15 protein-coding genes are annotated in these 17,495 nt (G+C 65.3%); 4 read left to right on the top strand and 11 right to left on the bottom strand.

All coding sequences use genetic code 11. The features are described from left to right. Positions 1–9 precede the first annotated feature (9 nt). A complete protein-coding gene (gene zwf / locus AC07VI_RS01420) occupies positions 10–1,482 on the bottom strand; it encodes a glucose-6-phosphate dehydrogenase (RefSeq protein ID WP_492995454.1) in 1,473 nt (490 codons plus the stop codon). A 554-nt stretch (positions 1,483–2,036) separates the two neighbouring features. On the opposite strand from zwf, the gene AC07VI_RS01415 reads away from it, so the two are divergent. Beyond that, on the top strand, positions 2,037–2,990 hold the full coding sequence (locus AC07VI_RS01415; protein WP_086146884.1) for a chemotaxis protein: 954 nt from the start codon (positions 2,037–2,039) through the stop codon (positions 2,988–2,990). 70 nt (positions 2,991–3,060) lie between these two features. Here AC07VI_RS01415 and AC07VI_RS01410 read toward each other — a convergent pair whose 3' ends face one another. Further along, the gene (locus tag AC07VI_RS01410) at positions 3,061–3,957 is read right to left on the bottom strand and encodes an SMP-30/gluconolactonase/LRE family protein (protein WP_086146885.1); all 897 of its coding nucleotides are present in this window, start codon (positions 3,955–3,957) and stop codon (positions 3,061–3,063) included. 138 nt (positions 3,958–4,095) lie between these two features. Continuing rightward, positions 4,096–5,760: a glucose-6-phosphate isomerase gene (gene pgi / locus AC07VI_RS01405; protein ID WP_086146886.1), complete on the bottom strand. Its 1,665-nt coding sequence runs from the start codon at positions 5,758–5,760 to the stop codon at positions 4,096–4,098. Between the two features lie 334 nt (positions 5,761–6,094). Between pgi and edd the strand changes: the two genes are divergently transcribed. The 3 genes from edd to AC07VI_RS01390 all read left to right on the top strand — a co-directional run bounded on the left by edd (position 6,095) and on the right by AC07VI_RS01390 (position 9,344). Continuing rightward, on the top strand, positions 6,095–8,008 hold the full coding sequence (gene edd / locus AC07VI_RS01400; RefSeq protein WP_086146887.1) for a phosphogluconate dehydratase: 1,914 nt from the start codon (positions 6,095–6,097) through the stop codon (positions 8,006–8,008). 3 nt (positions 8,009–8,011) lie between these two features. Beyond that, the gene (gene eda, locus AC07VI_RS01395) at positions 8,012–8,641 is read left to right on the top strand and encodes a bifunctional 4-hydroxy-2-oxoglutarate aldolase/2-dehydro-3-deoxy-phosphogluconate aldolase (RefSeq protein WP_086146888.1); all 630 of its coding nucleotides are present in this window, start codon (positions 8,012–8,014) and stop codon (positions 8,639–8,641) included. Between the two features lie 181 nt (positions 8,642–8,822). Then, positions 8,823–9,344 (top strand): hypothetical protein, encoded by a 522-nt coding sequence (locus AC07VI_RS01390; RefSeq protein WP_086146889.1) that lies wholly within the window; start codon positions 8,823–8,825, stop codon positions 9,342–9,344. Between the two features lie 6 nt (positions 9,345–9,350). Here the strand turns inward: AC07VI_RS01390 and AC07VI_RS01385 are convergent, their stop codons facing one another. Genes AC07VI_RS01385 through AC07VI_RS01350 form a run of 8 tightly spaced genes read right to left on the bottom strand, consistent with a single transcriptional unit; the run spans position 9,351 to position 17,476 of the window. After that, positions 9,351–10,394: a LytR C-terminal domain-containing protein gene (locus AC07VI_RS01385; RefSeq protein ID WP_492995450.1), complete on the bottom strand. Its 1,044-nt coding sequence runs from the start codon at positions 10,392–10,394 to the stop codon at positions 9,351–9,353. 13 nt (positions 10,395–10,407) lie between these two features. After that, on the bottom strand, positions 10,408–11,355 hold the full coding sequence (locus AC07VI_RS01380) for a type II secretion system F family protein (protein WP_086146891.1): 948 nt from the start codon (positions 11,353–11,355) through the stop codon (positions 10,408–10,410). A gap of 19 nt (positions 11,356–11,374) precedes the next feature. Next, a complete protein-coding gene (locus AC07VI_RS01375; protein WP_086146892.1) occupies positions 11,375–12,349 on the bottom strand; it encodes a type II secretion system F family protein in 975 nt (324 codons plus the stop codon). A gap of 10 nt (positions 12,350–12,359) precedes the next feature. Further along, on the bottom strand, positions 12,360–13,727 hold the full coding sequence (locus AC07VI_RS01370) for a TadA family conjugal transfer-associated ATPase (RefSeq protein WP_099375017.1): 1,368 nt from the start codon (positions 13,725–13,727) through the stop codon (positions 12,360–12,362). A 26-nt stretch (positions 13,728–13,753) separates the two neighbouring features. Then, entirely contained in the window at positions 13,754–14,905 is a 1,152-nt protein-coding gene (locus AC07VI_RS01365) for a CpaE/TadZ family protein (RefSeq protein WP_086146893.1), read from the bottom strand. Positions 14,906–14,927: 22 nt separating this feature from the next. Beyond that, on the bottom strand, positions 14,928–15,446 hold the full coding sequence (locus AC07VI_RS01360; protein ID WP_099420925.1) for a TadE/TadG family type IV pilus assembly protein: 519 nt from the start codon (positions 15,444–15,446) through the stop codon (positions 14,928–14,930). Positions 15,447–15,456: 10 nt separating this feature from the next. Next, entirely contained in the window at positions 15,457–15,924 is a 468-nt protein-coding gene (locus AC07VI_RS01355) for a TadE/TadG family type IV pilus assembly protein (RefSeq protein ID WP_086146895.1), read from the bottom strand. Positions 15,925–15,931: 7 nt separating this feature from the next. Beyond that, positions 15,932–17,476, bottom strand: coding sequence for a pilus assembly protein TadG-related protein (locus tag AC07VI_RS01350; protein WP_492995446.1), 1,545 nt, complete (start codon positions 17,474–17,476; stop codon positions 15,932–15,934). Positions 17,477–17,495: the final 19 nt, after the last annotated feature.

The following is a 17,495-nucleotide window of genomic DNA, read 5'->3' as shown; positions in this document are numbered from 1 at the left end:
TTAACGGCTTCAGTCCTCTGGCAAGGCCTCTTCACGCCACTGCAAGCCGTCGCGGCCGATCAGGGCGCTGGCGGCCGCGGGGCCCCAGGTGCCGGCCGTGTACGGAATCGGCGCGCTGTCGTTCTGTTCCCAGTTGTCGAGAATCGGCTCGACCCATTCCCAGGCCGCTTCCAGCTCGTCGCCGCGCATGAACAGGGTCAGCTGGCCGCGCAGGACGTCGAGCAGCAATCGCTCGTAGGCGTCCATGCGCGGGGTCTTGAACGATTCGCGGAAATCGAGTTCCAGCTCCGCCGGTTTCAAGCGCATGCCGTCGCCCGGGGTTTTCGCCATCAGGTTCATGCGCAAGCCTTCGTCCGGCTGCAAACGGATCACCAGGCAGTTCGGCTGGAAGCTGGACGTGGGCTGGTTGAAGATCGAATGCGGAATCTGCTTGAAGCGCACGACGATCTCGGCCAGGCTGTCGGCCATGCGTTTGCCCGTGCGCAGGTAGAACGGCACGCCGGCCCAGCGCCAGGTGTCGATTTCCGCCTTCAGCGCAACGAAGGTTTCGGTGCGCGAATGTTCCGGCGCATCGGGCTCGTCGCGGTAGCTCGGCACTGTGGCGCCATCGACGTGGCCGGCGCGGTACTGGCCGCGCACGATGTTTTGCGCCAGGGTGGTCGGCGTGAATTTCTTGAGCGAGCGCAACACTTGCAGCTTTTCATCGCGCACGGCGTCCGGCGCGATCGAGGTCGGCGGCTCCATGGCGACGATGCACAGCAGTTGCAGCAAGTGATTCTGCAGCATGTCGCGCAGCGCGCCCGACGTGTCGTAGTAACCCATGCGGTTGCCTACGCCCAACTTCTCGGCGATGGTGATCTGCACGTCGGAAATCCATTCGCGGCGCCACAGCGGTTCGAACAGGATGTTGCCGAAGCGCAGGGCCAGCAAGTTCTGCACGGTTTCCTTGCCCAGGTAATGGTCGATACGGTAGATCTGCGATTCCTGGAAGACCTTGCCCACTTCGGCGTTGATCTGCTTGGCGCTGGCCAGGTCGCGGCCCAGCGGTTTTTCCAGCACCACGCGCGAATTTGGCGTGACCAGGCCATTTTCTTCCAGGTTGTCGCAGATCAAGGCGAACAGATGCGGCGGCGTGGCCAGGTAGTACACGCGCGTCAGGTCGGCGTCGCCGCGCAGCGCTTCGACCAGCGGGGCATAGGTGGACGCATCGCTGGCGTTGAGCGAGACGTACACGATGCGCGCGCAAAACTTGCTCCAGGTGGCGGCGTTCAGCGTGCTGGCCTTGATGTGCGGGCGCGAGTTGCTTTCCACCATTTTCAGGAAGGCGTCCTGGCCGCTGTCCTGGCGGCCCACGCAGATGATGCGCGCCGTCGGCGGCAAATCGTTGGCGACGTCGCGCGCATACATGGCAGGCAGCAATTTGCGCATTGCTAAATCGCCGCTGCCGCCAAACAGGACCAGGTCAAAATCGGTAAGAACCATAAGTGAGTGTCGTCGCAAAAGTAAAAGAGCCGGAGCGGGAGGAGGCCGACCGGAAGTGCCAGTCTGTCGCTACTAAAATCGATGGTGTAAATTTACTACGCAGAACCAGCAATTGCAAGAAATTTTACTACATTCCATGCGCTTCCGTCGCAGTTTTGCCCTGCATATGCGCGCTGGACTGTTGCGTGGTCATTATATGCCCTTCGCCGCCGCTGGCGCGCGGCGCTTGCGCCGTCCGACTTTTCAAAGCAACCATGGTTGCGCGGGAAATTTCCCATGCTTTTGATCACGATTTGCGCTATAGCAACAGAGAAGTCAAGAAATGCTGTCAGGATGGCGGTTGGCGGCGTAAAGTAGCTTTGAGGAAAGTAAAAAACCGTATAATTCAGACTCGAATCGATGCAACTATTGGTAGTACGCAGTTGCGCGATTACTGCACCGCAGCGCCGGCCATGCCCCGAACCCGCCTCCCGACGTCCATGCGGCGTGCAGTCAGTACTGTCCGCATCGCGGGCAGGCAGACCTAACTTTACAAGACGGCTCAAGGGGACACAATGAATTCAATGCAGCAGGACGTCGATGAACGCACCAGCCTGACAGGCAATAATAAATTTGAACTGTTCCTGTTCAAGCTGGGCACCAGCGATCACTCGGCCAGCCGCGAACTGTTCGGCATCAATGTGTTCAAAGTCCGTGAAATCATGGAGATGCCGGCTATCACGGCGGTAGCCGGTTCCCATCCCCATATGTTGGGCGTGGTCAACATCCGCGGCCAGATCGTGCCCGTGATCGACTTGCCGATGGCGGTGGGCTGCAAGAGCAGCGGCTTGAAGATCCTGATGGTGACGGAGTTTGCCCGGTCGACACAGGCCTTTGCCGTGGAAGAGGTCGATGAAATCGTGCGCCTGGAATGGAACCAGGTGCTGTCGGCCGAATCGAGCGTGGGCGGCGGCCTGGTCACCAGCATCGCCCGCCTCGATGGCGACACGGACAAGACGCGCCTGGCGCAAGTGCTGGACGTGGAGCAAATCCTGCGCAACGTGCTGCCGTCAGGCGACCCGGACGTGGACGAGAACAGTATCGGCCCGCAAGTGCGCTTGCCGGCCGGCGCCGTGATCCTGGCCGCCGACGATTCGTCGCTGGCCCGCTCGCTGATCGAAAAGGGCCTCGAAGCGATGGGCGTGCCTTTCATCATGACCAAGACGGGTAAGGAAGCGTGGGAGCGCCTGCAAGCGATCTCGGCCCAGGCGGCCACGGAAGGCAAGACGGCGAAAGACAAGGTCGCGCTGGTGCTGACGGACCTGGAAATGCCGGAAATGGATGGCTTTACCCTGACGCGCAACATCAAGAACGATGGCCGTTTTTCGTCGATTCCCGTGGTGATCCACTCGTCGCTGACGGGTTCGACCAACGAAGACCACGTCAAGGGCGTGGGCGCCGACGGTTATGTGGCCAAGTTTGTGGCGGCCGAGCTGGCCGAGACCATCCGCAAGGTGCTGTCCCGCTAATCCGCGTGGCCGCCTGTTAAAAAGCGCCGGTACCCGCGAGGGTCCGGCGCTTTTTCATGCTGGCAGGCGATTACGCCTGGTAAGGCGTTTCCGGCTGGCCGGCCACGTCCACGCGCACGGACAGTACGTGGCCCGTCAACGGGTAGTCGGCGAGCTCGGCGGCGGAGCGGTTGTGGCTGGCGCTGGTGATGTACAGGGTGCGCAGGTCCGGGCCGCCAAAGGTCACCATGGTGGGGCAGCGCACGGGGACGGCGATTTCGCCCAGCAGGTGGCCATCGGGGGCGAAGCGTAAAATCTTGCCGCCTTCAAACATGGCTGCCCAGTAATTGCCTTCGCTGTCGACAGCCGCGCCATCGGGGCGCCCGCCATAGTCGGCGGCGGTCTTGTCCATGGAAAAGCGCTGGAACGGTTGCGGTGCGGAAATGGCTCCCGTGGCCGCGTCGAAGTCGAAGCGGTCGATGCGGTGCGTGGTGGTATCCGCGTGGTACATGGTGCGCTTGTCCGGGGAAAAGCCCAGGCCGTTCGACACCGTCATGCCGCCGGACCAGACTTTGCGCACCTCTCCCTTTTCCAGCACGAACATTTCCGCCGCCGCGGCGCTGCGCGGCTCGAAAATCGTGCCGACCCAGAAGCGGCCAGCAGGGTCGACCTTGCCGTCATTGAAGCGCGTGGTGGCCATGTCGAACGGCGCCGGGGCGATGTGCGCCAGGCTGCCCGTCTTCGTGTCCAAGTGGGCAAAGCCGCTGCGCAGGGCGACGATCAGCCCGCCGCCGGCGTTGATGGCCAGGGCCGACGGTTCTGTCGGCATGGCCCACTGTTCATGCTTGCCGCTGGCCGGGTGCAGCCGGTGCACGGCACGGCCATCGATGTCAACCCAGTACAGGGCCGCTTCCTTGCCATGCCACAGCGGGCATTCGCCCACTTGCATGGGCTTGTCGCTGACTACTTTGATTTCGTAAATATTCATCTATTCTTAATGTGGAGAACGCTTAACAAAGCCGTAGCGAGCGGAAGGGATAGGTGGCCGAGAAGCGGAACTGTGCTTGAGCACAGTGAGCATCGCAGGCTGCCTATACCGACGCGCAGCAGGTTTGCTTAGGCGTTATTAGTATGCGGCCTTGGCAGCCTTCGCCAAGGCAATCAAGCCATTGGTCGAGCTGTCGTGGTGGTCGGGACGGGCTTCGCCCGTCAGCTCGGCCTGGATTTTCTTGGCCAGCACCTTGCCCAGTTCCACGCCCCACTGGTCGAAACTGTTGACGTTCCACAAGACGCCCTGCACGAAGGTCTTGTGTTCGTACAGCGCGATCAGGGCGCCCAGGGTAGTCGGGGTCAGCTGGTCCATCAGGATAGTGTTGCTGGGGCGGTTGCCGGGGAAGGTCTTGTGCGGCACCAGCGCTTCGATTTCGCTTTCCGGCAAGCCCTGCGCCTGCAGATCAAGACGCACTTCCGCTCCCGTCTTGCCTGTCATGAAGGCTTCCGACTGGGCAAAGCAGTTGGCCAGCAGGGCATCGTGGTGACCCGGCAAGTCGTGCGTGGCGCGCAGGGCAGCGATGAAGTCGATGGGCGTGATGTCCGTACCCTGGTGCAGCAGCTGGAAATACGCGTGCTGCGCATTCGTGCCGCAATCGCCCCAGATGACGGGGCCGGTGGGCACGTCGACGGGCACGCCATCCCTGGTGACGCCCTTGCCGTTGCTTTCCATGTCCAGCTGTTGCAAATAAGCGGCAAAGCGGCTCAGGTCCTGGTGGTAGGGCGCGATGGATACGGAGGCGCAGTCGAGGAACTGGCGGTTCCAGAAGCCCACCATGGCCAGCACCACGGGCATGTTGTCTTCGAGGGGGGCCTGGCGGAAGTGTTGATCCATCGCATGCGCGCCGGCCAGGAAATCGCTAAAGTATTCAAAGCCGACCGACAGCGCGACGGCCAGGCCGATCGACGACCAGACGGAATAGCGGCCGCCCACCCAGTCCCAGAACGGGAACATGTTTTCCGGCGCAATGCCGAAGTCGACAATGGCTTGCGTGTTCGTCGACACGGCCACGAAGTGCTTGGCCAGGTCTTGCTCTTCGCCTTCGAGCAGGAACCAGGCGCGCGCCGTGTTGGCGTTGAGCATGGTTTCAGCGGTAACAAAGGTTTTCGAGGCCACGATGAACAAGGTCGTTTCCGGATCGACTTTCGACAGGGTCGCTTCCATGTCGTGACCGTCGACGTTGGAAACAAAGTGCATTTCCAGGCCGGGGTTGGCATACGAGCGCAGCGCCAGGCAAGCCATTTTCGGACCCAGGTCCGAGCCGCCGATGCCGATATTGACGATGTCGCAAATCGGCTTGCCCGTGTAGCCGAGCCAGCTGCCATTGCGCACCTTGTCCGTAAACGCCTTCACGCGCTGCAGCACATCTTGCACGTCGGCATCGATATCCTGGCCATCGACCACCAGTTGCGTGCCGCGCGGCGCGCGCAAGGCCGTATGCAGAACGGCCCGATGTTCGGTAAGATTGATTTTCTCGCCAGTGAACATGGCTTCGCGCTGCGCTTCCACGCCGCGCTCGCGGGCCAGGTCCATCAGCAAGCGCATGGCGGTGCTGTCGACCCTGTTCTTCGAGTAATCGAGCAGCAGGCCGGCCGCATCGACTGTCATGCTGGAAAAGCGCGCGGGGTCGGCCGCGAACAGCTGGCGCAGATGCACTTCGCGCAGGCTGGCGCTATGCGCTTGCAGGGACTGGAAACTGGCGGTGGCGGTAATGGCAGGAGTAGGTGCTGGCTGGCGCATGGCGGTCGGCTTGGGTGCTTGTCTCGGTTGAAAGGGGCACGGCGCGTTCATCGTGGCGAACGGGGTGCCGGCGTTGGTGTGAGAATAATACATCAGAAAAACGTAATTTCACTACAGTTTGTGGCGGGGAGCCGATTTTGTTGTGCTTTTTTCAGGGATTGCGCCAGTGACACAAGAGAGATGTTGGCAGCTGCTGGAGGCACGATATTTTCCGGCGTGGCGTTGAAAAGCCGCAAGCCGTGGTTTATTTCTGTTGCCGGCCCATGCAAGAGTGCTTCTTCTTCACCATTTTGTAGTAAAATTTCACGAAATACTCATTTTTAAGGAAATCCATATGGCGCTGCATCCAGTAGTCGAATCCGTAACAGCGCGCATCATCGCGCGCAGCCGGCCATCGCGCGGCGCCTACCTGGCGCACCTGGATGCGGCCCGCATCCAGGGCGTGCAGCGCGGCGCGCTGTCGTGCACCAACCTGGCGCATGGCTTTGCCGCCTTTCCCGCCAACGACAAGCTGTCGCTGAAAGAATACAAGAAGCCGTCCGTGGCCATCGTCTCGTCGTACAACGACATGCTGTCGGCGCACCAGCCCTTCGAAGGCTTCCCGCAGATTATCAAGCAAGCCGTACGCGAAGTGGGCGCCGTCGCCCAGTTCGCTGGCGGCGTGCCCGCCATGTGCGATGGCGTGACGCAGGGCCAGCCGGGCATGGAATTGTCGCTGTTCTCGCGCGACACCATCGCCATGTCGACGGCCGTGGCGCTGTCGCACAATATGTTCGACGCCGCCCTGTACCTGGGCGTGTGCGACAAGATCGTGCCGGGCCTGCTGATCGGTGCGTTGCACTTCGGCCACTTGCCGGCCGTCTTCGTGCCGGCCGGTCCGATGACGTCGGGCCTGTCGAACCAGGAAAAAGCCAAGGTGCGCCAGCTGTATGCGCAAGGCAAGGCCACGCGCGAAGACTTGCTTGAAGGCGAATCGAAGGCCTACCATGGCGCCGGCACCTGTACCTTCTACGGTACCGCCAACAGCAACCAGATGCTGATGGAAGTCATGGGCCTGCACTTGCCGGGCGCCGCCTTCATCACGCCGAACACGCCGCTGCGCGATGCGCTCACCAGGGCCGCCGCCCAGCGCGCGGCCGGCATCACGGCGCAAAGCGCCAGTTATTTGCCAGTTGGCCATATTGTTGACGAGAAATGTATCGTCAACGCCGTCGTCGGCTTGCTGGCCACGGGCGGTTCGACCAACCACACCCTGCACCTGGTAGCGATCGCCAAGGCGGCCGGCATCGTCATCGACTGGAACGATTTCAATGAACTGTCGGCCATCGTGCCGATGCTCACGCGCATCTACCCGAACGGCGACGCCGACGTGAACCATTTCCACGCGGCCGGCGGCACCGGTTACCTGATCCGCGAACTGCTCGATGCGGGCCTGTTGCACGAGGACGTCAACACCATCCTGGGGCACGGCTTGCGCGCGCACTGCATGGAGCCGTTCCTGGGCGAAGACGGCACGGTCTTCTGGAAAGACGCGCCGGTGGCCAGCGCCGACGAAAACGTGCTGCGCCCGGCCTCGAACCCGTTCGCGCCGGACGGCGGCATGGTGCTGGTGGCGGGTAACCTGGGCCGCGCCGTGATGAAGGTCTCGGCCGTCAAGCCGCAGCACCGCACGGTCGAAGCGCCGGCGCTGGTGTTCAATTCGCAGGAAGACTTCATGGCCGCCTACAAGGCCGGCACGCTGGACCGCGATTTCGTCGCCGTGCTGCGCTTCCAGGGCCCGCGCGCCAATGGCATGCCGGAACTGCATGCGCTGACCCCGGCGCTGGCCAACCTGCAGGATGCTGGCCGCCACGTGGCGCTGGTCACGGATGGCCGCATGTCGGGCGCGTCGGGCAAGGTGCCGGCCGCCATCCACGTCTCGCCTGAAATCCTCGCCGGCGGCCCCCTGGGCCTGGTGCGCGACGGCGACATCATCCGCCTCGACGCCTTCACGGGCGTACTGGAGGCGCTGGTGCCGGCCGACGTCTGGCATGCGCGTTCGCTGGTCACGGCCGACCTGTCGCCGAACCACGTCGGCATGGGCCGCGAGCTGTTTTCCATGTTCCGTTCCACCGTCAGCGCGGCGGAAGAAGGTGCCACCACCTTCGGCCTGCCGTCGCCGATTCCCACCACCGTCGCCTTGCACGACGCCGACAATGTCGGCGATACCGTACCGGGTTCCGATGAAGACTTTTTGGCTAGGAAATAAGAGATGACCATGACACTACTGGAAATTATGCGCACCTCGAGCGTGATCCCCGTGATTGCGATCGACGACCCTGACCACGCCGTACCGCTGGCGCGCGCGCTGGTGGCGGGCGGCATCCGCGTGCTGGAGGTGACCCTGCGCACCAGGCACGGCCTCGAAGCGATCCGCGCCATGTCGGCCGTGCCGGGCGCCATCGTCGGCGTCGGCACCTTGACGCGTCCCGAGGAATTCGCCCAGGCGCGCGATGCGGGCGCCGTCTTCGGCGTCTCGCCAGGCCTGACGTCGGCCCTGGTGGCGGCGGCGAAAAGCAGCGGCCTGCCCCTGCTGCCAGGCGTGATGACGCCCGGCGAAGTGATGGCGGCGCGCGAAAACGGCTTCCAGCAGCTGAAACTGTTCCCGGCCGTGCCGGCGGGCGGCATCGGCATGCTCAATGCGATCTACGGCCCGCTGCCGGACATCACGTTCTGCCCGACGGGCGGCATCTCGCAAGAGACGGCATCGCAGTTCCTGGCGTGCAAGAACGTCGCCTGCGTGGGCGGCTCGTGGCTGACGCCGAAAGACGCGATCGCGGCCGGCAACTGGGACCGCATCACGGAAATCGCGAAAGCAGCCAGCGGCCTGCGCTCGGCTTAGTCGTACCTGACATAAGCTACTGCGCGTCGCGCTTTGCGGCCTGCGATGCTCACCGTGCTTCAGCACGGTTGCGCTTCTTGGCCACAAATCACTGCCGCTCGCTACGCTTCTGTCAGGTACTTGCAGTTATAGGATCCGGCAAGCTTTCATACTTGCCGCTTCTTTCTTCCGACGGAGTGTCATGCGCGTGCTGCGCCGCCCGCTCACCATCGGCGAAACCGCCATGGCCCGCAGCGTCTTTCGCGACGCCATCGACTACGCGCGCGTGCGCGTGGTGCGCGGTTCCTTTTTGCCGTTCGGCCTGCAGGACCAGAACACGGCCATGACGCCGCGCGGCAGCCTGCATTTCATGCCGGCCCAGTACCGTGACGACTTTTCCCGCGAAAGCAATGGCGGCAAGCTGTTCTTCATCCATGAAATGGTGCACGTGTGGCAGTACCAGCTCGGCTACGGCGTGCTGCTGCATGGCGTGCTGCTGGCGCTGCGCGGCGGCTATATCGGCCAGCGTGCCTACCGCTATGATGCGGGCGCTGGCGGGACTTTGTCCGATTTCAACATGGAGCAGCAAGGCGACATCATCGCCCACTACTTCGGCGCGCGCCAGCTGGGCATTCCCGCCTATGTGGCACAGCTGCCGCAGCTGCAGGACATCCTGCAGCGCTTTTTGCTCGACCCGGCCGACCGCCGGCTGTTGCCCCGCTAAGCGCTGCTAGGGCGCCAGGTTCGACGCCAGCAGCGGCGCCGGCGCGCGCAAGCCGGCGACCGCCACGGCATCCTTGCCCAGCAACAGACGCAGGTCGGCGTTGCTGCCGATACCCGTGCCGTCGTCCTTCTCCGCCTGCAATTGCGGCATGCCGCCCAGCGCCCTTGCCAGCGCGGCCGCGTCGACGGCATGGCCGGGCCGGTAGACGATGCTGCTGGCCTGCTGCCCGTACGGGCGCTGGTTGCCCAGCCTGAAGACGGCGATGCCCATGCCGCCCAGCAGCTTGCGCATGCGCGCGGCCATGCCCGCTTCGCCATTCCCGTTGATCACTTCCAGCCTGGCCTTGTTGGCCGGCGCCGCCGTCGGCGCTGGCGCGGCCTTTGCGATGCCGGCCTGCATGGGGGCGCTGCTCACTGTGGGCGCGTCGCGCCAGCCCAGCACAAAGATGTTGGGCTGCAACTGCGTCAGCTGCAGGCGCGTGGCAGGGGCGCCGGGTACGGGCGCTGGCGCCAGATCGGGCGCGATGGCCGCCGTGGCCGTGTCGAGCGTGCTGACGCTGCGTCCCAGCGCCGCGATGGCCAGCTCCAGGTTGGCGCGCGCCGGCTGCTGGCTGTTGTCGAGCTGCAGCGACTGGCGCAGCAGGGTGGCCGCCTGGGCGTAGTCGCCCTGCAGGTACAGCACGTAGCCGAGGTTGTTGTAGGTCCTGGCCGTCGGAGCTTCCTGTACCAGCGCCTGCAGCAAGGCGCGCGCCGTTTCCAGCTGGCCCATCTGGGCTTGCAGCACGGCGGCGCCATTGCGCGCGTCCGGCGAGGCAGGTTCGAGCAGCAGCGCTTCGTGGTAGGCGGCCAGCGCCGCGCGCGGGTCGCCCAGTTCCTGCATGCGCTTGCCCAGCTTGCAGTATGCGGCGGCGCGCGTGGCGGGACTGCCGTCGCTGCGCGCCTGGGGCGGCATAGCGCGGCTGGCGTTGCTGGCCGGGGCGGGCAGGTTGCCGCAGGCGGGCAGCAGGCCGGCGCAGGCCAGCATGAGCATCAATGAGGTGTGCTGTGACATGGCGATTCTCCGGTCAGCTGCCGCTGCCCATGCTGGGCAGGAGCACGCGGTAGATTTGCAGGAAGGCTGGTCCCATCAGGACGACCAGCAGCGAGGGAAAGATGAAGAAAATCAGCGGAAACAGCAGCTTGAGGGCGATCTTTGCCGCCTCTTCCTCGGCGCGCTGGCGGCGCTTGGTGCGCAGCTGGTCCGATTGCACGCGCAGCGAGGCGGCGATGCTGGTGCCGAAGCGTTCGGCCTGGATCAGCATGGCCACCAGCGCGTCGACATCCTCGACCCCCGTGCGCAGGGCCAGGTTGCGCAGGGCGCGCTCTTTGGTATTGCCGGCGCGCAGCTCCAGTATCACCAGGTGCAGTTCTTCGGCCAGCACCGTGCTTTTCAGGGCGATTTCGGCGGCGACGCGGGCCAGCGCCGCATCCATGGCCAGGCCCGCCTCCACGCACACCGTCATCAGGTCCAGCGCATCGGGAAAGCTTTCGAAGATATCGCGCTGGCGCCGCTTGATCATTTGCGCCAGCACAATATTGGGCAGGTAATAGCCAACGGCGGCCACCATCAGCAGCCAGAACAGGATCGCCTTGCCGGCCATCTGATGGCCCGATGCGCTCAGCCCCAGGAACAGCAGCAGCGGCAGGCCGATGGCCAGCATGGTCTTGGCGGAAAAGAACAGGATGGGCGTGGAAGCCTGGCGCAGGCCGGCATTCATGAAGCGCCGGCGCATGGCCGAGTTTTCCCAGCCCTGGTCAGGCAGCGACAGTTTTGCCAGCGGTCCCGTCAGGCGCACCATGCGCGCCAGCCAGGGGTTGGGTGCCGAGGCGCCCGGCGACGGCGGCGCCTTGCCGGCGGCGTTGTCGAGGCGCTGGCGCAGCGGGTCCGGCGAAAAGCTGCGCAGGGCGACCAGCGCTGTGCCGAACACGGCAATGAAGAGCAGGGCGAGAAAGGCAATATTCACGGGATTCATGAGAGTTCTCCTTGCGGGCTCAGACGCGGATGCGGATGATGTTGCGCATGACAAAGACGCCGCATACCATCAGCAGCAGGGCGCCGATCAGCATCTTGCGGCCACCGGGATCGACAAACAGCATTTCCAGGAATTGCGGGTTGGTCAGGTGGATCATGGCGGCCGCGCCGAAGGGCAGCAGCGACAGGATCCAGGCCGACAGCCGGCCCTCGGCCGACAGCACGCGCACCTGCCCCAGCAGCTTGATGCGTTCACGGATGATGCGGCTGATGCTGTCGAGCAGTTCGGCCAGGTTGCCGCCCGTTTCGCGCTGGATCAGCACGGCGATGACGAAATAGCGCAGGTCGGTGCTGGGCACGCGCGTGGCCAGGTTCATCAGGGCGTCCTGCATGGCGATGCCGAAATTGACTTCATCGAAGGTGGCGCGAAATTCCACGGCCAGCGGCGCGTTCATTTCATCGCCGACCATCTTCAGGGCCGTGGGAAAGGCGTGGCCGGCCCGCAGGGCGCGCGCCATCAGGTCCAGCGCGTCGGGCAATTGCTGCTCGATGCGCTGCAGGCGCTTGGCCTTGGCGCGCAAGACCACCAGCAGCGGCAGCAGGGCTGCGCCGGCCGCCAGCGGCAGGCGCAGCGCCCACGGCACGTTGAAATAGCTAAGCAGCAGAAACGCGGCGCCGGCCGAGGCCAGCATCACGCCGGCGAAGCTGGCCACGCTCCAGGTCAGTCCCGACTGTTCCAGCAGGCGGTCGAGCGCGTGCACCCGGGGCACGCTGAGCAGCAGGCGCTGCAGGGCCGGGGTATCGCTCAGCAGGCGCTTCTTGATCATCGAGCTGCCCGTCTCGCCATGCGCGCCGGCCGACATGATGCGCAGGCGGCGCGCGACCTTTTCCGCCTCCGGGCCGCGCGCGCTGTTCCACGCCAGGTACAGGCCCTCGATCAGCAGCACCACGGCGATGAAGGTCAGGATGGCGAATACGTAGTAAAGATAGTCCATGGCGTTCTCCTTAGTGGTACTGGCGGGCAGGATCGAACAGGGTCTCCGGCAGGCTGATGCCGAAGGCGCGCAGGCGCTCGAGGAAGCGGGGGCGCACGCCGCTGGCATGGAAATGCCCCTGCACCGTGCCGTCCTCGCCGATGCCCGTCTGGCGGAAGGTGAAGATCTCCTGCATGGTGATCATTTCGCCCTCCATGCCCGTGATTTCCTGGATCGACGTGACCTTGCGCTTGCCGTCCGTCAGGCGCGACACCTGCACCACCACGCTGATGGCCGAGCTGATCTGCTGGCGCATGGCTTTCACGGGCAGGGCGGCCGAGGCCATGCTGATCATGTTTTCCAGCCGCGTCAGCGCATCGCGCGGGGTGTTGGCGTGGATGGTGGCCATCGAGCCTTCGTGGCCCGTGTTCATGGCGCCCAGCATGTCGAGCGCCTCGGCGCCGCGCACCTCGCCCAGGATGATGCGGTCGGGACGCATGCGCAGGGCATTGCGCACCAGCGCGCGCTGCGTCACCTCGCCCTTGCCCTCGATGTTCGGCGGGCGCGTTTCCAGGCGCACCACGTGCGGCTGCTGCATCTGCAGCTCGGCCGCATCCTCGATGGTGACGATGCGCTCGGCCGCGCTGATGAAGCCGGAAATCGCGTTGAGCATGGTGGTCTTGCCGCTGCCCGTGCCGCCCGAGATCAGGATGTTCATCTTGGCCTTGCCCAGCGCCTGCAGGACGGTGCTCATTTCCTCGGTCAGGCTGTGTTTCAGCATCAGGTCGGCCAGGCGCAGGGGCTGGGCCGAGAAGCGCCGGATCGACATCACGGGGCCGTCGATGGCCAGCGGCGGGATGATGGCGTTCACGCGCGAGCCGTCGGGCAGGCGCGCATCGACCATCGGGCTCGATTCGTCGATGCGGCGGCCCACGCGCGAGACGATCTTGTCGATGATTTTCATCAGGTGGGCGTCGTCCGTGAAGCAGATGTCGCTCAGTTCCAGGCGGCCATGGCGTTCGACATACACCTGGCGGTAGGTGTTGACGAGGATGTCGGACACGCTGGGATCGGCCAGCAGCGGTTCGAGCGGGCCGAAGCCCAGCACCTCGTCCTGGATGTCGCGGATCAGCGAGCGCCGTTCCAGGTCGTTGATGACCACATTGTCTTCCGTGAGCACGTCGCTGACGAGGATTTTCAGCTCCTCGCGGATCTGCTCGCGCGACAGGCGCTGCATGCCTTCGAGGTCGACGCGGTCGAGCAGGGCCTGGTGGGTGCGGTGCTTCAATTGCTGGTAGCTCTGGCTGGCTGCGCCCTGATGCGCGGCGCCGTCATTCAGGCTGGCGTCATCCTGGGCATAGCCCAGGCGGTCCCGCAGGGTGAGTTTTTCGGCAGTCATGGTCGGTCTCCGGTGAATGGGGGGAATCAGGCGCGCGCCAGCAGCCGCGCCACCCAGCCTTGCGCGGCCGGCGGGGTCTCGCCGGCCAGGCTGGCGGCCAGTTCCTGCAGGGCGCGCGAGACGGGATTGTGCGGCGCCAGCTTGAGGATGGGCACGCCCTGGCTGACGGAGGCCGCCACCGCCTCGTAGTGGTTGGGGATGGATTTGTAGACGTGCTTGCCGTACGCCGCTTCCAGGTCGGCCACGCGGATGCTGTCGCTGCTGGCATAGCGGTTCAGGATCAGGCGGATCTTGTCTTCGCGGTAGCCGAGGCCGCGGAACACGTCGAGCAGGCGCTTGCCGTCGCGGACGTACGGCAGGGTTGCCTGCAGCACGGGGAAGATCAGGTCGGCGCGGTCCAGCGCGCGCACGCTGACGGCGTCCAGGCCGCGCCCCACGTCGAGCACGATGTAGTCGTACTGGCTGCGCGCCAGGGTCAGCAGGCGGTCGATATGGTCGGCCTCGATGTCGGCCGCATGGGCCGGATCGTCGGCGGCGGCCAGCACGCTGTAGGAGGGCGTGATCTGGATCATGCTGGCGTTCAGCAGCGAAGCGTCGAGGCGTACGATCTGTTGCGACAGCTGCGACAGGGTGGTGGCCGGCTTGTGGTCCGAGACGAACAGGGCGGCGTCGCCGAATTGCAGGTTCAGGTCAAGCAGCGCCACTTTGCGCTGTTCGCCGGCGGCCAGCGCATAGCCGAGATTGGCGGCGATGAAGGTGGCGCCGCTGCCGCCCTTGCACGAGACGAAGGCCAGCACCTGGCCCTTGCGCGTGACCTGCTTCTGCAGCTTCTCCTCGATGCGGCGCAGCGCCGCGCACAATGCGGCATCGTCGTCGGGCGGCAGCACTTCGCGCACGCCGGCGCGCATCGAGCGCAGCAGGAATTGCGGACTTTGCTGCGGGCATTGCACGATGATGGCCAGGTTAGGGTGGCGCCCGCCCAGCAGCTCGAGCCGCTCCAGCTCGTCCTCGCCGATGTGCTCCTGTTCCAGCAGCAGCAGGTCCGGCGTGACGCCGTTGTCGAACATGTCCGGCGTGCTCGCCAGCAGCGAGACGCGGTCGGCGGTGCTGCGTTCGCGCAGCAAGCGGGTCAGCCGCTTGAGCTGGGCTTCATTCTTCGAAACGATGACGATATTCACTTGGTGCTCCCGGTAATGGCGTTCAGTTGATCTGGAAACCCAGGCTTTCGGCGTGCATGACGACCACCGAGGCGGGCAGGGCGAAATTGAGAAAACCGAACAGGCTGACCATCGGCGTGTAGCTGACGTTGTCGATCGATACGCGCACGCTGTCGATGCAGCTGGCCGTGCGCGTGATGTCGCCGCAGGCCGACAGGTTGTCGCCGGGGTCGGCCGGCGCCAGGGTCACCTCGGCGCCGCTCTTGTTCAGGTAGCTGATGGTGATGTTGGCCGCCGTAACCTCGGGCGCGGCCGGCAGGGCCGTGCCGCCGAACAGGGCCAGCGTCTTGACGGCGTCGGTCTGGTCGATCCAGCGCACCACCGCCTCGCGCGCGGCGCGGCGGCTCACTTCCTGCACCGTGTTGTACAGGTACAGCAGGCGGCCGAATTCCAGGATGGCGAACAGCAGCGTGAAAAACAGCAGCGCCACCAGGGCGAATTCGACGGCGGCGGCGCCTTGCTGGCGGCCGGCCCGGGTGGTGGGGGGGAGGCGATGGCGCATGGCGTTCTCCTTACAGCATGTAGCGCATGGTGGTGCGCGGCGCCAGCGGCGTGGTGTAGCTGGTGGCCGCGCCGATCACGAAGGGCAGGTACTGGCCGACCGACAGCGTGTAGTTGACGACCTCGACGCGGATGCCGCCGGGCGCCGTGCCGTCGGTGCAGCTGCTGTCGCCGAAACTCGCGTCCAGGCAGGTGACCGTCACGTTGGCCGTGGTGAAGCCGCTGATGCCGGCGCTGGTGGCCGCGTCGACGACCGTCTGCTTGGCGGCGGGCACGCCCTGCGAGGCGATGCTGGCCTTGGCCTTGACGGACATATTGCGCGCCGCGTCGCGCGTGGCCTTGGTCAGCGCGTCGTAGTACCAGAAGGCGCGGCCGAAGCCGAAGATGCCGGCCAGCAGGGTCACCAGCAGGGCCAGCACGATGCCGAATTCGACGGCGGCGCCGCCGCGTTGCCTGAGATGGGAAATGGGAGTACGCATGGCCGCCTCACTTGTAGAGCTTGATTTCGGAATTGGGCACGGGCTCGATCAGGCCCGCGAACTCGACGTCCAGGCGCTTGGTGCCGCCGCTGAAATCGGCCTTCATCGTCATGAAGAACTTGCCGATGCCGACCGCGTTGATGCTGCCGCACGAAGCCGGCCCCACGGGCGCCGTGCGGCAGTCGACCAGCACCACGTTGAGGATGCGCCGGTTGCGCTGGCCCGGATGGGCCACCGATGGCGCCTGGAACGTGGGGCCGCTGGTCTGGTTGTACGGCGACGGCGGCGTGCCGGCGGGGAAGCCGGCGCCGGCGCTGACCGGGTAGCTGGCCGTGTCGAAGTAGTTCGCCTTGGTGGTGTTGTACATGGGATTGGCGTTGCCGTCCGTGACGCTGTACGCCGTGCCGGCCTTGGCCGGGGTGGCGCCATTGCTTTGGTAGGCCGGGCCGTAGGACCACAGCACGCCGTAGCCGGCGAACTGCGCCTGGGCGGCCGTCACGGGCGTCGTGAAGGTCGGCGGCAGGCGGTAGTTCGGCTTGTTGCCGGCCAGGCTGACCGACTGCTGGCTCGGCACGGTGCTCGCGCCTGGCTGCATCCAGCCGGTGGGTGGCGAGTTGGCGGCGCTGGCGGCGCACGGCGAGCTGCCCACGCAAGGATATTCCTTGATGTTGGTGTCGGGCGGGGCCGACGCGGGATCGCACACTGAGGGCGAGGAATAATCGTCGAAGCGCGAGTTGAGCGAGGCGGCCAGCGAGGCTGTCAGACCCGTGTTCGTGTAGACCTGGCCCGTGCCGCTGGTGATGACGGCGCTGCTGCCCGTGCACATGAACGGCGCGGTGGAGGCAGCGCTCGCGTGCGAAGCGCTGCAGCTACCGGGCGGCGCGTCGACGGGATTGATCAGATAGGGGTCGGACGAGCCGCCCAGCGGATTGAGGCCGAACAGATTGTAGGTGACGCCGCGGCGAAAGCCGAATTCCACCAGCTCCGTCAGCCCCGTGCCGGCGGGGGCGGCCGGATACGTGTATTGCGCCGTCTTGTTGGCCGGATCGACGGCGCACACGCCGATCGGCGTGACGTCGTTGACGAAACGGCCCGCCACCGCCACGCCCGAGGTGCTGGTGCTGGCGATGCCGGCGATGCCCATCAGGTAGGTGGCGAAGGTCTTGCTGCCCGTGTCGACGCGGATGAAGGTCTGGCCCTGGGGGCTGGTGCGGGCGCTGGCGCCGGATGACCAGGGGCCGTCGGGGCCGGGGCCGAAGCTGATGTTGGCGGCCGTGATGGTGAGCGTGGTGGAAAAGTCGTAGCGGTTCTTCTGCGCGATGGCGATGGCCTGGGTCTGTGCATTGTCGATGCCGGCCGCGCTTTGATTGAGTTCCATGGCCCCTGCCAGGGCGGCGCTGTCGGCGCCGTTCTGCAGTTCGGCCTTGGCGATGTACAGGTGGCCCAGGTCCAGCACCAGGCCGCCCATGGCGAACAGCACCACCAGGGTCAACCCGAGCACGATGGCGATCGCGCCCTGCTGCTTGTCGTGCCTGCGAAATGGGGTGTGCATGTGTTTCTCCTGGTGGCCT

This window comes from Janthinobacterium sp. GW821-FHT03A03 (genome assembly GCF_059421435.1).
This window is presented reverse-complemented; position numbering and strand designations above follow the sequence as displayed.

What these genes read in the sequence shown, in the direction of transcription:
- pgi (WP_086146886.1), bottom strand. Translation starts at nt 5,760, where the DNA reads ATGCGCCAGCCAGCACCTACTCCTGCCATTACCGCCACCGCCAGTTTC.
- edd (WP_086146887.1), top strand. Translation starts at nt 6,095, where the DNA reads ATGGCGCTGCATCCAGTAGTCGAATCCGTAACAGCGCGCATCATCGCG.
- AC07VI_RS01410 (WP_086146885.1), bottom strand. Translation starts at nt 3,957, where the DNA reads ATGAATATTTACGAAATCAAAGTAGTCAGCGACAAGCCCATGCAAGTG.
- AC07VI_RS01355 (WP_086146895.1), bottom strand. Translation starts at nt 15,924, where the DNA reads ATGCGTACTCCCATTTCCCATCTCAGGCAACGCGGCGGCGCCGCCGTC.
- eda (WP_086146888.1), top strand. Translation starts at nt 8,012, where the DNA reads ATGACCATGACACTACTGGAAATTATGCGCACCTCGAGCGTGATCCCC.
- AC07VI_RS01380 (WP_086146891.1), bottom strand. Translation starts at nt 11,355, where the DNA reads ATGAATCCCGTGAATATTGCCTTTCTCGCCCTGCTCTTCATTGCCGTG.
- AC07VI_RS01415 (WP_086146884.1), top strand. Translation starts at nt 2,037, where the DNA reads ATGAATTCAATGCAGCAGGACGTCGATGAACGCACCAGCCTGACAGGC.
- AC07VI_RS01350 (WP_492995446.1), bottom strand. Translation starts at nt 17,476, where the DNA reads ATGCACACCCCATTTCGCAGGCACGACAAGCAGCAGGGCGCGATCGCC.
- zwf (WP_492995454.1), bottom strand. Translation starts at nt 1,482, where the DNA reads ATGGTTCTTACCGATTTTGACCTGGTCCTGTTTGGCGGCAGCGGCGAT.
- AC07VI_RS01390 (WP_086146889.1), top strand. Translation starts at nt 8,823, where the DNA reads ATGCGCGTGCTGCGCCGCCCGCTCACCATCGGCGAAACCGCCATGGCC.
- AC07VI_RS01370 (WP_099375017.1), bottom strand. Translation starts at nt 13,727, where the DNA reads ATGACTGCCGAAAAACTCACCCTGCGGGACCGCCTGGGCTATGCCCAG.
- AC07VI_RS01375 (WP_086146892.1), bottom strand. Translation starts at nt 12,349, where the DNA reads ATGGACTATCTTTACTACGTATTCGCCATCCTGACCTTCATCGCCGTG.
- AC07VI_RS01360 (WP_099420925.1), bottom strand. Translation starts at nt 15,446, where the DNA reads ATGCGCCATCGCCTCCCCCCCACCACCCGGGCCGGCCGCCAGCAAGGC.
- AC07VI_RS01385 (WP_492995450.1), bottom strand. Translation starts at nt 10,394, where the DNA reads ATGTCACAGCACACCTCATTGATGCTCATGCTGGCCTGCGCCGGCCTG.